Origin of the sequence: Stenotrophomonas maltophilia, assembly GCF_023518235.1 — a bacterium.
Classification (GTDB): Bacteria; Pseudomonadota; Gammaproteobacteria; order Xanthomonadales; family Xanthomonadaceae; genus Stenotrophomonas.
This window is the reverse complement of sequence record NZ_CP090423.1, coordinates 1,407,396-1,422,262: the sequence shown is the minus strand read 5'-3', so window position 1 is coordinate 1,422,262 and position 14,867 is coordinate 1,407,396. Positions and strand designations below refer to the sequence as shown.

7 protein-coding genes, 1 tRNA gene and 1 pseudogene are annotated in these 14,867 nt (G+C 67.7%); 4 read left to right on the top strand and 5 right to left on the bottom strand.

Annotated features, from left to right (window positions below):
• From LZ605_RS06615 to LZ605_RS06605, 3 genes are all read right to left on the bottom strand, one after another.
• Nucleotides 1–1,107, bottom strand: a complete 1,107-nt coding sequence (locus LZ605_RS06615) for a polysaccharide biosynthesis/export family protein (protein ID WP_249844207.1) — start codon at nucleotides 1,105–1,107, stop codon at nucleotides 1–3.
• 89 nt (nucleotides 1,108–1,196) lie between these two features.
• Nucleotides 1,197–1,502 carry a hypothetical protein gene (locus LZ605_RS06610; protein ID WP_249844206.1) on the bottom strand — a complete coding sequence of 102 codons (306 nt, stop codon included), beginning with the start codon at nucleotides 1,500–1,502 and terminating at the stop codon, nucleotides 1,197–1,199.
• A gap of 109 nt (nucleotides 1,503–1,611) precedes the next feature.
• A complete protein-coding gene (locus tag LZ605_RS06605) occupies nucleotides 1,612–2,202 on the bottom strand; it encodes a phosphatase PAP2 family protein (protein WP_249844205.1) in 591 nt (196 codons plus the stop codon).
• Between the two features lie 112 nt (nucleotides 2,203–2,314).
• On the opposite strand from LZ605_RS06605, the gene LZ605_RS06600 reads away from it, so the two are divergent.
• From LZ605_RS06600 to LZ605_RS06585, 4 genes and pseudogenes are all read left to right on the top strand, one after another.
• Nucleotides 2,315–2,391 (top strand) — tRNA-Arg (locus LZ605_RS06600).
• Between the two features lie 292 nt (nucleotides 2,392–2,683).
• Nucleotides 2,684–2,929: pseudogene (locus LZ605_RS06595) on the top strand (TetR/AcrR family transcriptional regulator); the annotation flags it as partial.
• 443 nt (nucleotides 2,930–3,372) lie between these two features.
• The gene (locus tag LZ605_RS06590) at nucleotides 3,373–9,453 is read left to right on the top strand and encodes a CshA/CshB family fibrillar adhesin-related protein (RefSeq protein WP_249844203.1); all 6,081 of its coding nucleotides are present in this window, start codon (nucleotides 3,373–3,375) and stop codon (nucleotides 9,451–9,453) included.
• Nucleotides 9,450–13,139, top strand: coding sequence for a hypothetical protein (locus tag LZ605_RS06585; RefSeq protein ID WP_249844202.1), 3,690 nt, complete (start codon nucleotides 9,450–9,452; stop codon nucleotides 13,137–13,139). Before LZ605_RS06590 ends, LZ605_RS06585 begins: the two co-directional genes overlap by 4 nt.
• 100 nt (nucleotides 13,140–13,239) lie before the next feature.
• On the opposite strand, the gene LZ605_RS06580 is transcribed toward LZ605_RS06585, so the two are convergent.
• Both LZ605_RS06580 and LZ605_RS06575 read right to left on the bottom strand, forming a co-directional pair.
• Nucleotides 13,240–13,599, bottom strand: coding sequence for a response regulator (locus tag LZ605_RS06580; RefSeq protein ID WP_249844201.1), 360 nt, complete (start codon nucleotides 13,597–13,599; stop codon nucleotides 13,240–13,242).
• Nucleotides 13,589–14,752, bottom strand: a complete 1,164-nt coding sequence (locus LZ605_RS06575; RefSeq protein WP_423172519.1) for a two-component system sensor histidine kinase NtrB — start codon at nucleotides 14,750–14,752, stop codon at nucleotides 13,589–13,591. Before LZ605_RS06575 ends, LZ605_RS06580 begins: the two co-directional genes overlap by 11 nt.
• Between the last annotated feature and the right edge of the window lie 115 nt (nucleotides 14,753–14,867).

The window sequence follows — 14,867 nt, the reverse complement described above, 5'->3', positions numbered from 1 at the left end:
TCAATTGTCCAGATCGTTGCGCGCGCTGGCCGCGTTGCTGATGATGGCGGTGAAGGGCAGCAGCTGGTTCACGAAGCGGCTCCAGCGCGTCACGCCGGCTGCACCGACGAACACGACATCACCCGGCTGCAGGTTGAACTGGCTGGCAACGGCGAACGCGGAGGGTGACTTCGCTTCCAGGTGGAACACCTGCGACGGCGCATCCTGCAGGTCGTTCGAACCGCGGATCACATACACCGCGTTGCCATTGGAGGTGGTCTGCAGCAGGCCACGGGCGCGGCCCAGCGCCTGGCTCAATGAAATCTCGCCGGTCTTGAAGCTCATGGCGCCAGGCTGATTCACTTCGCCGACAACAAAGACTTCCTTGCGGTCCAGGTACGGCACATACAGATGATCGCCGGCCTTCAGGAAGACGTTCGTATCGCCGCCGCCATTACGGCCCAGCGCGTCAAGGTCGATGGTATAGGTGGTGCCGTCACGGGTGAGGCGAACGCCGGACAGGTCGGCCTGTGCCGGGTCCAGGCCGGCCTGGCTGACGGCATCGCCCAGGGTGAGCGGGGTGACCGTCAGTGGCACCGTGGCCGGCTGGCGTGAGGCGCCGGTGACCCACACGCGCTGGCTGGCGTAGGTCAGCATCGAGACATCCACCTGCGGCGCTTCGATGTAGCGGGCCAGGCGGGTGGTGATCTCATCACGCAGCTCGGCCGGCGTCTTGCCGGCGGCGGTGACCTTGCCGATGTAGGGGTAGAACAGCGTGCCGTCGGACTGCACCAGGCGGCCGGCAGCGCTGAGCTGCTGCTGCGGGCCAGCCGGAACGGTCAGTTCGGGGTGGTCCCAGACCGTGATGTACAGGATGTCGCCTGCGCCGATCTGGTAAGGACCCGGCTGGTACTGCATCAACGAGGCCGGAATGCCGGGCGCGCTCTTTTCGGCGCGTTCCATGGCGATGAGCTTGGGCGTGATCGGAATCAGCTCGATCTGATCGTTGCCAACCTGCTGGCTGCTACCCATCAGGGAATTGGAGCGCATGTGCTGGCCCGGGGCCCACATGCAACCTGACATGGTAAGGGTGAACGCCATGGCGGCGACGAGACGCTTGCAGTCCATCGTTAATCATTCCTGGCCCGAACGGGCATGAAAAAGCCCTCGCCGAACTGCCGCCCGGCGAGGGCGTGGGTACTACAACGGCGTCCCGATCAGCGGGTGCCGGTGGTGCCAGTGGTGCCGGTGGTACCGGTGGTGCCGCCCGGCGGGTTGGTGGTGCCGCCATTGTTGTTGCCGGCATCGTCGCTGCTGCTGTCGGCGGCGACGCTGTAAACGACCGCGGCCGCTGCGACGCCGAGACCGATGGTCGCAGCCGTGGTCAGGGTGCCAGCGGCAGTGGCGCCGGCGGCTTCAGCGCCTGCAATTTCAGCGCTGGTTTCGGCGGCTACAGGAGCTTCCTGAGCGAACACCGGCGAGGACAGGCCCAGCAGGGCCAGGGCGGCAATCATCTTCTTCATCTACGGGGTCTCCTACTCCGTGAGGGAAATTTTTCCGCTGCTATGGTGGTGTCTGTTCATTTGCCCTGTCAAGGTATGTGAAGGAAATGTGGAGTCGTCTTCGCGGTTTTCAGGGGTGCTGGAAGATTTCAGCCTTCCCCGAGATGAGCTTTGCCAGTGCGATGACCAGCTGATGCGTCTGGATGTCGGGCAGGGTGAGGGGCAGGATCAGTCCGGCAAGCACGGCGGCTGTGGCCGTCACGGCAGTCGGTCGGCGGGCGGGCAGTGCGCCGCGCAGCACGTATGCACTGCAGCCCAGCCCGAGCATCAGCCCTGCGATGACTTCAGACAGACTGTGCGCGTGCAGGGGGATGCGCGACCAGGCGATGGCGATCGCCAGCAGCACGCCAGTCATCAGGCCGATTGCGCGCGCGGGTCTGCCGGGGCCGGCCAGCAGCACGCCCACCAGCGGGTACACAACGCTGGACAGTGCCGCATGACCGGAAAACCCGGTGAAGTGCAGGCGGCTGATGCCGATGCCCCAGCCCATGAAGGCCAGCTTTGAGGCGAGTGTCACGCCGGCGGCAACTGCGACGGCGCTCAACCATCGCCCTTTCAGGTCGCTGTCGGTGCGCGGCAGGGTGAGCAGCAACACCAGTGCCATCGGCAGGAGCCAGCGGCTGTCACCGAGGGCGGAGAGGGACAACCAGAGGTTCTGCATCGATCGGTCATGCGCGAGCGGGAAGCCCTCAGCTTAGGCGTGATTGCCTGTCCGCGGCCTTTCAATGGCTTGGTCCATTCAGCTGGACGCGGTATGCTTCGCAGCTGCCAATGGCCCCGTAGCTCAGCTGGATAGAGCGTCCCCCTCCTAAGGGGAAGGTCGCCCGTTCGAATCGGGCCGGGGTCACCAGTGGCACTGCCGGTGGTGCGTCCACATTGCCCAGCTGGCGCGGCCCGAGCCTTTGCAGTTCGTCCGCCACAAGCGCCTTGTCATCTCCGCGAAGTCCCAGCAGTGGTCGTGGCAGGCAGTCATCCCTGCACAGTCCATCAGCGCCTGCACACGCCATCACACGGATACCGCCGAAGCGGTCAACAGGGCTGATAGCGGCGCCAGTTCCTGGATAACGCCTGTTCCGTCTCGATCTCACCGCCAAGCGCTGTGTGCGCGATCTGCGGCGATACCTGGGGAAACAGTCCGCTGACGCCACGGGGACCTGCATCTGCTGCCGGCGCGCTGGGCGCCGCTGGGCGAGCGTTTCGAAGCTTTTTTCCTGCGTGGACAGACCGCAGGCGTGTTCAACGTCGGCTTCTCCGCCGTGTGGCTGGCCGACTTCTACTGGACCTGCTTCTACCGCATCACCTGGTCGCTGACCCGCGGCCGGCTGGCCCCGGCCACCGCGGCATCCACGTTGCTGGCGTCGTTCCAGCATGGGGCGATGAAGCCCTGAGCCGCAGCCAGGTCTGTCGCTGCTGCCGAATCTGCGTGGCGTTTTGCCGGAAAGTGGGGGAGGGGTGCCGGATTCGTGCCGAGACGGTCCATCCCCGGTGGCTATAACTGTGGCCGTGGGGCTTGCCGCCAAAGTCCGCAAACTTGAATGTGACGGGCATCACATAATTGTTTGTAATGTGTTATCTTGGTCACAGAATTAGGTGCCTGACCAACGGGGTCCAGGGACGAAAGTGATTGCCATGGAGCCCGGCAGGACACGCAATCGGGTGTGCCGCCGTCCCGCGGAATTCGTCGCTGGCCGCCCACTGACCATCGGCCCGGCAAGGGCCGACGACGGGGAAATCAACCATGTGGCAGTCGACGACGTCGCGCGCAAGCGCGGGCGGTGAACGCGTTCATCCCGAAAATGATGCCCGGTCGGGCCGACCCAGCCGCTGGCTGGTGGCGGGCCTGCTGGCCCTGGTGTCGCTGCTGGCGCCCTCGCTGGCCTGGGCGGCGGCCTACGCCACCGGCGGCAGCAGCCCCTACCGCAATACGGTGCTGTGGCTGACCTGGGGGGGCGGCGCCAACGGGGTGAACAACGTCGTGCTCAACGACGGCGCGACCTCGTCGATCGACATGCCGGTCGCAGCCGGAGTGAACCTGCGCGTCGATTGCCGCCTGAACACGGCCGAGACCAACGTGCTGCGCAGCTATCGTCCCGGCAACTTCGGCGGCGACAGCCTCGACGATCTGTACAACATCGGCGGCACCGGTACCAGCAACCAGCTGATTGCCGGCATCGCGCGCGCCAGTGGCACCTCCAGCTTCAGCATCACCTGTACCTCGACCCTCGGTGGTGCGCCGTACCGCCTGCGCGGCGTGGTGATGGCCGACGCCGAGTCGATCAACAACAGCGGTGAATTCGTCGAGGCCAGCGCGCAGGGCACCTGGAACGTGGTCGAGGTCCGCAAGAACCTGGCCAACGCCACGCCCTATCTGGTGAACAAGTCGACCAGCGGCGCCAACCAGGTGATCCGTTTCGGCCCCGGCAACGACGACAACACTGCTGCGGTCACCTTCCTGAGTTTCGACAATGCCGCACACGCGCCGGGCAACCTGGCGGTGAACATGGGCTTCTCGATGCGCGGCGGCGGCACCACTGCCATTGCCATCGGCCTGCTGGTGCCGTATGCCGACTTTGGCGATGCGCCGGCCAGCTATGGCGACGCCATGCACGTGGTGGACGATCTGCAGTTCCGCTCCGACGGCATTCCGGCCGGCGCCAGCAACTTCAACATCAACACCGCCGGCTACACACCCGGCGGCCTGGCGCCGCCGCTGACCGATTTCCTCGGCAGCCTGGGCCCTGATACCGAGCAGCGCAGCAGCTACAGCGCCGATGCACTGGGCGACGACAACTCGCCACAGGCCGGCAGCCGCGAGGAAGACGGGTGGCCAACGAGCTACCGCCTGACCGTGATGCAGGCCGGTACGCTGATCAACCAGCCGGTGGCCTGCGTGGGCAACGGCAGCGTGGCCGGCTGGATCGACTTCAACCGTAATGGCCAGTTCGACGCCAACGAGCGCAGCAACACCGCGCTGTGCAGTGGCGGCCAGGCCAACCTGAGCTGGACCGTGCCGGCGGCGGTCAGTGCCGGCACCAGCTACGTGCGCCTGCGTTACGCCAGCCTGGCCACGCAGATCCAGAACCCGACCGGTGTGGCCGATGATGGTGAGGTGGAAGACCACCGGGTCACCATCACCGCGCCGTCGCTGAAGGTGGTCAAGGGCAACAACGCCACCGGCGGCGTCTGGAACTATGGCCAGGCCGGTACCACCTACACGCTGACCGTGAGCAACACCACCGATGTGCCGACCGGCAATCCGCCGAATGTGCCGGCCGCGGCCATCGTGGTGCGCGACCAGCTGCCGGCCGGCATCGTGCCGAACTGGACGGGCACCCATGTGAGCGGCAGCTGGAGTTGTACCGCCAGCGGCCAGGATGTGACCTGTACCAGCAGCCAGGTGCTGGCCGCCGCGGGCAGCCCCGGCTCCAGCTCGGCCTTCACCCTGCCGGTGACCGTCACCGCCGCTGCCACCGGTGCGCTGACCAACCATGCCAGCGTGGGCGGAGGCCACGACCCGTTCAACAACGGCACGCCGCCGGCGCCGGGTGTGGGTTGCACCGATGCCGATCACTGCACGCGCAGTGACGTTACCGTGCCGGTGACGCGCGTGAGCTACGCCAAGCGTTCGAACACTGCCGGCCCGGTCGCGGTGGGGGCGACGGTCAGCTACACGGTGGATGTGACCGTGGCCGACGGCAACACCCGCGATGTGCTGACCCTGACCGACACCCTGGGCACCGGCCTGGATTTCGCCAGCGTCAGCAGCCCCGGTGCATTCACCTGCAATGCCGCCAATCCGCTGGTGTGTACGCTGCCGGCTGGCACCGCACCGGGCACCTACAGCCTGGGCTACACAGCCACGGTCAATGCGCAGGCCAGCGGGCAGGTGGTCAACACCGTGGTCGGCACCGGTACCGATACGCCCACCTGCAGCGGCAGCTGCACCACCACCACGCCGGTGGCGGTGCCGCGCATCTCGGTGTCCAAGGCCAGCAGCACCGCCGGTCCGGTTGCCATCGGTGACAGCGTGGCCTACACGGTGACCGTGCTGGTGGCCGATTCGCGCACCACGGCGGTGACCACGCTGACCGATACGCTGGGCACCGGCCTGGACTTCGGCAGCATCACCAGCGCCGGCAGCTTCAGCTGCGTGCCGGGCAATCCGCTGGTCTGCACGCTGCCGGCCGGTACCGTGCCGGGCAGCTATGCGTTCTCCTACACCGGCGTGGTCAACGTGCAGGCCAGCGGCCAAGTGCGCAACGCGGTGGTGCCCAGCGGCACCGACAACCCGTCCTGCGTGGGCGCTTGCGATACCACCACGCCGATGGCCAGCGCGCAGGTGGTCTACGCCAAACAGGCCTCCACCGGCGGCCCGGTGCGCGTGGGTGACCGCATCGACTACACCCTGACGGCAACGGTGACGCGCGCGCGCACCAGCGCCGTGGTCACGCTGACCGATACCCTGGGCAGTGGCCTGGACTTCGCTGGTGTCAGCAGCGCGGGCAACTTCACCTGCAACGCCGCCAATCCACTGGTGTGCACGCTGCCGGCCGGCACCGTGCCGGGCACCTACAGCCTCACCTATGGCGCCACCGTCAACGCACAGGCCAGCGGCAGCGTGCGCAACGCCGTACTCGGCAGTGGCACCGACAACCCGTCGTGCAGCGTGAACTGCGATACCACCACGCCGGTGGCGACGCCGGGCGTGAGCTATGCCAAGTCGGTGAACAGCACCGGCCCGGTCGCCGTGGGTGATCGGCTGACCTATACCCTGACCACGGTGGTGACCAACTCGCGCACTACCGACGTGGTGACCCTGACCGATACCCTGGGCACCGGCCTGGACTTCGGTGCGGTGACCAGCGCGGGCGCCTACACCTGCAATGCCGCCAATCCGCTGGTGTGCACCCTGCCGGCCGGGACCGTGCCGGGTAGCTACAGCCTGTCCTACACCGCCGTGGTGAACGCGCAGGCCACCGGCCAGGTCACCAACGCCGTGCTTGGCAGCGGTGGCGACAACCCCTCGTGTACCGCCAACTGCGGTACCACCACGCCGGTGACCGGCAGCGCCATCGATTACCGCAAGACCTCGGCGGCAGCCGGTGCGGTGAAGGTGGGCGACAGCATCGCCTACACGCTCACCGCAGTGGTCAGCAACTCGCGCACCACGGCAGTGTTCACCCTGACCGACACCATGGGCACCGGCCTGGACTTCGGTGCGGTGACCGCCAGCCAGGGCTTCAGCTGCAATGCGGCCAACCCGCTGGTGTGCACGCTGCCGGCCGGCACCGTGCCGGGCACCTACACGGTGAACTACACCGCCACGGTGAACGCCCAGGCCAAGGGCAGCGTCAGCAATGCGGTCCTGGGTGGCGGCACGGGCGTCACCACCTGCACCAGCAACTGCGGCACCACCACGCCGGTGCTGGCGGCCGTGGTGACCTACCGCAAGCAGTCGGCCACCGTGGCCCCGGTCGATATCGGCGATGCGGTGGACTACACGGTGGAAGTGACCGTGGCCAATTCGCAGACCGCCGATGTGGTCACCCTGACCGATACGCTCGGCCGTGGCCTGGACCTGCAGGCGGTCACCCAGCCCGGTCCGTTCACCTGCAACGGCGCCAACCCGCTGGTATGCACGCTGCCGGCCGCAACGGCCCCGGGCACCTACACGCTGGGGTATCGCGCGGTGGTCAATGCGCAGGCCAGCGGCAGTGTCCGCAATGCGGTGCTGGGCAGTGGCGGTGACACGCCGACCTGCAGCGGCGACTGCAGCACCGAGCACGCACTGGCCGACCCGCGTGTCGTGCTGGAGAAGCTGTCCGGTCCGGCCAGCGGTGCCGAAGTACGGCCGGGCGATCGCCTGCGCTACACGCTGGTGGCCACCGTCGAGCGGGCAGCGCTGCGCCAGCCGCTGCAGCTGGTGGATACCCCGGACGCAGGCCTGAGCATCGAGAGCCTGCCGGCGGGCTGTGCACAGCAGGGCGCGGACATCGTCTGCACCGTGCCCAGCGGAACCCCGGTGGGTCGCTACGAATACGTCTATCAGGCCATCGTCAACCAGGAAGCCCGCACCGAAGTGCTGAACCGGCTGCGGGGCCAGTATCCGGACGGCTCGCCGCCGCCGGAATGCACCACCTGCGAGACGCGCCACAAGGTGGTGTCCGACTTTGCGCTGCGCATCACCAAGACGGCCAGCCCACGCCGGGTGAAGGTGGGCGACCTAGTGCGCTACCAGCTGGTGGTGGAGAACGTGGGCGGCAGCCACTGGCGCGATGGCGTGGTGGTGGACACGCCGCCGCCGGGCTTCAGCTACGTGGATGGCTCGATGCGGGTGGCCGACGATGACGGGGCGTTCGCCCTGGCCAGCAGCCAGTCGCCGTTGCGCATCGGCGCGGTGGATATTGCTGTGGGCCGCAGCGCGACCATCACCTACCTGCTGCGGGTGGGCGCTGGCGTGCGTGCCGGTACCCATGTGAACCAGGCCGTGGCGACGGCGGAAGATGGAAGCCCCGTGTCGAACGTGGCCACCGCCGAAGTGGCGATGGACGCCGATCCGTTGCTGGAAGACAGCCTGGTGTTCGGCACCGTGTTCGATGATCGCGACGGCGACGGCTGGCAGGACAGCGCCGAGCTGACCGGGGTGCGCGTGCAGGGTGGCTTCGCCGCGTCGGCCTATGTGCCGGGCTCGACCACGCTGGATCGCGGCGAAGGTCCGCAGCCGGTGGCCGACGCCAGTGCGCCGTTGCTGCATGGCGTGCAGATCGGCGTGGTGCATGGCCGCGCGTCGACCTCCGACACGGCCGAAATGCATCAGGTAGTGCTGCGCCAGCGTTTGCGCGAGCTGACGTTTACCGATGACTTCGTGCTGGAAAGCGCACAGGGCCATCGCCTGCGGATGGATGCACAGGGCGTCACGCGTGTGGAGCGCAGTGGCGAGGCCGGCAAGGGCCTGACCGCAGCCGAACCGAGCGTGCGCCGCGAGATCGCCCGCGTCGCCGAGGGCTACGAGGTGGCCTATGTGATCGGCAACGACGGTATCCAGGAGCAGGGCATCCCCGGCGTGCGCCTGGCTACGGTGGAAGGCCTGCTGGTGGAGACCGATCCGTTCGGCCGCTATCACCTGGCCGATGTACACGGAGGTGACGCGCGCCTGGGCCGCAACTTCATCATCAAGCTGGATCCGGCGACGTTGCCGGGCGGTGCCGAGCTGACCACCGAAAACCCGCTGCTGCGTCGGGTGACGCAGGGCGTGCCGACCCGCTTCAGCTTCGGCGTGCGCCTGCCGCCGTCGCCGCAGGCCGGCGCCGAGCGCATGGAGATTGCGCTGGGCGAGGTGCTGTTCGCACCGGGCAGCAGCGAGCTGCAGTCCAGCTATCGCCCGGTGCTGAAGAAGATGGCCGAGGTGGTGGACCGCTACCAGGGCGGCGATGTGGTGATCGCTGCCAATGGCGAGAGCCAGGCACTGGCCTTTGCCCGCGCCGTAGCGGTACGCGATGCGCTGCAGGACGAGGTGGCCGAGAGCGCACGCGCCGGCCTGACCGTGCAGCTGCGCACCGACGTGCGGGATCCGCACTCGCTGCTGGCCGGCGTGGATGCCGGTGGCGCACTGCTCGGCAACGTGCTGTTCGACACCGACAAGGCCACCGTGCGTGAGGAGTTCAAGCCATTGCTGGCCGCCATCGCCGCACGCCTGGAGGCGCTGGGCGGTGGCCAGGTCAGCCTGGTCGGTCACACCGATGTGCGCGGCAGCCACGCCTACAACCAGGCGCTGGGCCTGCGTCGTGCCAACGCCGTGTTCGAGGCGCTGCGCAGCCAGCTCAGTCCCGCCGTGCAGCAACGCCTGCGCGTACGCAACGAGGAGAGCGCCGCCACCCGCGCGGCCGCCCGCCAACAGGAGGCCCGCCGATGAGCGCGCATCACTCTGCCGCCCGCCGTGCGGCCCGCCTGCCGCGCGCCGCCCTGTACCAGGCGCTGTTACTGGGCCTGGCCGCAACGGCCCAGGCGGCCCCGCCGGCTGCCGAACCGACGCCGATTCGTTGTGACGGCACCCAGTGCAACGCCGAGGGCGAGCTGTTGTTCAGCCTGCGCTCGCGCAGCTATGACGAACCGGTCACCGAGGGCACCTCGGCGCGTTCCGGCTCGCAGGCACTGCAGCCGGATCGCCGGGTCAGCTTGGCCATCGATGAGCCGGGCAAGGCCACCGTGCGCGGTGAGTTCATGATCCGCCTGCCGGAAGGTGGCGCGATCTGGGCCACCGAGGATCCGGCGATGGGCCAGCCCGAGCTGTCGGTGTCGGCGCCGGGCATGGTCGCCTTCGATGAAGGCCGCATCGTGCGGCCGGTCGAGTTCTACGTGCGCGGCAACTACACCGCCTTCATCCAGCGCCTGGAAGTCAGCGTCTACCGCGGCAGCGACACGGATCGTGTGGCAGCACTGGCGACCTTCGAGCTGCCGGTGGCGGCGGTGTCGCAGGGATACTGGGACGGGACGATGCCAGCGTCTACGCCGCTGCGCCGGGGCGATCGCCTGGTCTATGTGCTGCGCGCCTTCGACGCTGATGGCAACGTGGATGAAACCACCGCGCAGTCGATGCAGCTGGTGACGCCGGCGGAGTTCGAGCGTGGCAACCAGCAGTTGCGTGACGCGCTGGAAGACCGTCGCGGCACCTCGGTGGACGCCAGCCAGGCCGCGTCGCTGTCGTTGCTGCAGCAGGTGTTCGACGGCAATGGCCTGCGCCAGCAGAACATTCCGGTGTACGGCTCGCGGGTCCGCCTGCGTGGCCGCGACCTTCCGCTGGGTGCCGCACTGAAGATCAACGGCGACAGCTACCCACTGGACCAGGACCGCAAGTTCGCCGCCGAGTACCTGATGCCGATCGGCCACCACGCCTTCGACGTGCGTGTGGAGCGGCCGGATGCCCCGGCCATCGCGCGTACGCTGGAGGTTGATGTCAGTGGCCAGTACCTGTTCGGTGTCGGCCTGGCCGACATCACCGTGTACCAGAACAAGGCCAGCGGGGCAGGGCAGGACCTGGCCCGTGGCGAGCGCAATGACGATGTGCTCAGCGATGGCCGCCTGGCGTTCTACCTGAAGGCCAAGACGCGCGGCCGCTACCTGTTGACCGCGCAGGCCGACACCCAGAACCGTCCGCTGGACGAGCTGTTCACCGGCTTCACCACTGCCGACCCGCGCGACCTGTTCCGCAGCCTGGACCCGGACCTGTATTACCCGACCTATGGCGATGACTCGCTGACCCAGCGCGACGTGGACAGCATGGGCCGCTTCTACCTGCGCATGGACTGGGACAAGAACCAGGCGCTGTGGGGCAACTACAACACCGGCCTGACCGGCACCGAGTACGCGCAGTACGTGCGTTCGCTGTACGGTGCGGCACTGTCGTGGCGTTCGCGTGGTGCCAACGCCTGGGGCGATGCGCGCAGCGAGCTGCGCCTGTTCGGCTCGCAGGCCGAGACGGCGCCGGGCCACAGCGAGTTCATCGGTACCGGCGGCAGCCTGTACTACCTGCGCCACGCCAGCATTCTCAGTGGCTCGGACCAGGTGGTGCTGGAAATCCGTGACCGCACCACCGGCCGCGTGGAGCAGCGCGTGCCGATGGTGCGTGGCGCCGACTACGAGATCGACGCCCTGCAGGGCCGCATCCTGTTGACCCGGCCGCTGGCCCAGGTCAGTCGCGAGAACCTGCGCCGGATCAGCCGCGACGTGCCGCTGGACGGCTATGAGCAGCGCTTGATCGTGGACTACGAGTGGGTGCCGACCGGCTTCGACAGCGACGACATCACCGCCGGCGTGCGCGGCAAGCACTGGTTCGGCGATCACGTGGCCCTCGGCGCTACCTACGTGGACGAGCAGCGCGCCGGTCAGGACTATTCGCTGAAGGGCGCGGACCTGACCCTGCAGGCCGGCCGTGGCACCTACCTGAAGGTGGAACACAGCCGCAGCGAAGCCACCAGTGCGCCGGTGTTCTTCTCCGACAACGGCGGCCTGAGCTTCAGCCGCCTCAATCCGGAAGGGCCGCGCGAAGGCGAGGCGACAGCTGTGGAAGCGCGCATCAACCTGCGCGAGCTTGGCTGGACCCGGCGCGACTGGAGTGCCGGGGCCTGGTGGCGCCAGGTCGACGGCGGCTACTCGGTGGGGCGCTTCGATACCGGCCAGCGCGTGCGCGAACAGGGTGCCGAGCTGCTGGGTTACGTGACCGACGACTTCAGCCTGTACGCCCGCTACAGCGAGGCGCGCCGTGGCAGCGAGTCGCTGATCCAGGCACAGGCCACCGCCGAGTGGCGGATCGGCGAGAACGATCGCCTGTCGGCCGAGCTGCGTCGCGTGCAGGAAGACCGTGGTACCGGCGGCAACGTAGCCGGTGTGCTGGCCGCCGCCCGCTATACGCACCGCATCGGCACCTCGCTGGATGTGTACGGAGGCGGCCAGCTGACCGTGGATGATGACCATGGCCGCTACGCCGACAACGATGCGGTGGTGGCCGGTGGTACCTGGACCTTCGCCAACCTGTCCACCGTTGGTGCCGAGGTGAGCGATGGCGACCGTGGCACCGCCGCGCAGGTCAACGCCGAGTACCGGCTGACCCCGCAGCACAGCTTCTATGGCGCCTTTACCCAGTCCACTGATCGCAGCGAGTACGACCCGTTGTTCAGCCCGAACGCGCAGGATGGCTGGACGCTGGGCCAGCGCTGGCGCCTGTCCGACCAGGTCAATGTGTTCAATGAAAGCCAGTTCCTCAAATCCGGGCAGGACTCCGGGCTGGCGCATACTTTCGGCATGGATTTCTACCCGGCGGTAGGGTGGAATGCCGGCTTCACTCTCAGCGACGGCAAGCTCGATTCCAGCAGTGGCCAGGTGGACCGCAAGGCGGTGAGCCTGTCAGGCGGGCGGACCTCGCCCGGCACCGAATGGCAGAGCAAGCTGGAATGGCGCCGCGATACCGGTGCCGAGCGACGCACGCAATGGGTCAGCACCAACCGCCTGAGCCATCGTCTCAACGACAGCTGGCGGATCGCGGCGCGCTTCAACTACGCCGACACCGATGATGCGATCAACCCGGTGGCAGGCGCGCGCTTCATCGAAGGCAACCTGGGCTTCGCCTACCGCCCTTGGGACAACGACCGCTGGGCGCTGTTCGGCCGCTACAGCTACCTGTATGACCTGTCCACGATGGGTCAGGTCAATGGTGTGGATTACGACCAGCGCACCCAGGTGCTGTCGCTGGAAGGTGTCTACCGCATCGACCAGCGCTGGGAAGTGGCGGCCAAGGCGGCGCGCCGCGAGGGCGAGGTGCGCTATGGGCGCGGCACCGGGCCGTGGTTCGATTCGGCCACCAACTTTGCTTCGGGCCAGCTGCGCTACGACCTGTACTACCAGTGGCATGGCCTGCTGGAGTATCGCCTGCTGGACGTGCGCGATGGCGGTCGCCGGCAGGGCTGGCTGGCCGGTGTCGATCGCGATATCGGGCGCAACTTCCGCGTCGGTGTGGGCTACAACTTCACCGACTTCAGCGATGACCTGACCCGGTTCGACTACACCCACCGCGGGTGGTACCTGAACCTGGTGGGGCGCTATTGATGAGGGCAGCCGAGCGTGGGCTCGGCGCTACAGGAGCGGATACGCCGGGCCATGCCCGGCGGAGAGGGGCTGGTAGCGCCGGGCCATGCCCGGCGACTACTCACTCCTGCTTCAGCAGCTGCACCAACTGGCGCAGGCGGTAGGGCTTGGGCAGGAATTCCACCTGCTCGGGCAGCGGGGGCAGCTGCGAACGCGCATAGCCGGACGACAGGATCATCCGCGCCTGTGGCTGTTCGCGGGCGACGTGTTCACTCAGCTCGATGCCGGACATGCCGTTGGGCATGCTGATGTCACTGAACACCACATCGAAACGCGCTTCGCCCTTCAGCAGCGCGGCCGCTTCTTGGGCATCGGCGGTCGTGGACACGTCGATGCCGAAGTCGCGCAGGGCCAGGCCGATCATCTCGCGCAGATCGGTCTGGTCCTCCACCATCAGTACGCGGATCGGGTCATCGGTCATCGGCAGGGTCCTCTATTGCAGGGAGCAGCAGGCTGACCGTGGTGCCGACACCGGGCGTGGTGGACACGTCGACGAAGCCGCCGCTCTGGGTGGTGAATCCGAACACCTGGCTCAGGCCCAGACCGCTGCCCTTGCCGATGTCCTTGGTGGTGAAGAAGGGTTCGGTTGCGCGCTCGGCGATGTCGGCAGCCATGCCATGGCCCTCGTCACAGACGCTGAGGGTGACATAGCCACGTTGCAACGTGCTGTCCGCATCCGGGTCGAGCCGATGCTCCAGTGCGGTGGCCACCAGGACGCGGCCGCCATCGAGGGTAGCTTCCACGGCATTGGCCACCAGATTGCTCAGCGCGGTCTGCAGCTGCATCGCGTCGGTGCTCACCGCGGGCAGGCCGGGCGTCAGCCGCAGGTCCAGCACCACCGTGGGCGGGCAGGCGCGCTGCAGGTCCGGCAGCCAGTGCTGCAGCTGTGCGTTGATGTCCAGTGGCTCGCGGATCAGGGTCTGCCCGGTGCTGAAGGCCAGCAGCTGGCGGGTCAGCAGCGCGCCGCGGTCGGTGGCGGCCTGGGCCGCATCCAGCAGTTCGACCGCGCGCCTGTCGTCGCTGCCTACGCGCATGGCCAGCAGATCCAGCGCATTGCCGATGGTGGTCAGCAGGTTGTTGAACTCGTGCGACAGCCCCCGGCTGAGCCGGCCCACCGTCTCGAACTGCTGGGTGTTGCGCAGCGCACGCTGGGCATCGCGCAGCAGCCGTTGTGCCTGCCACTGCTCGGTGATGTCGCGGGTGATCTTGACGAAGCCGAGCAGTTCGCCGGCTTCGACCACCGGCTCGATGACCACGCTGGCGCGGAACGAAGACCCATCACGGCGTACCCGCCAGCCTTCGCTGGCGACATGGCCCTGCTGCGCGGCGACGCGAAGCAGGCGTTGCGGCTCGCCGGCCTCGCGGTCGGTGGCCAGATAGAAGCGTCCGAAGTGCGTTCCAACCACTTCAGCGGCTGAATAGCCCTTGATGCGCTCTGCGCCCGGGTTCCAGCTGCACACGATGCCTTCGGGATCAAGCAGGTACAGCGCATGGTCGCGCACGCTGTCGATCAGCAGTCGCAATTGGCGGGAAGGGTCCGTCAGCACGGACGTCGTAGAAGCGGCTGCGTCCACGTGGAAATGAGCATTACCCCAGGGAGGGACGTGAAGCTAGGCAGTGCAGTGTGAAGGGTGTGTGGAGGTCTGGCACGTGCCAATGGTCCTGTGCGGCTGAATGCGACACGGAGTA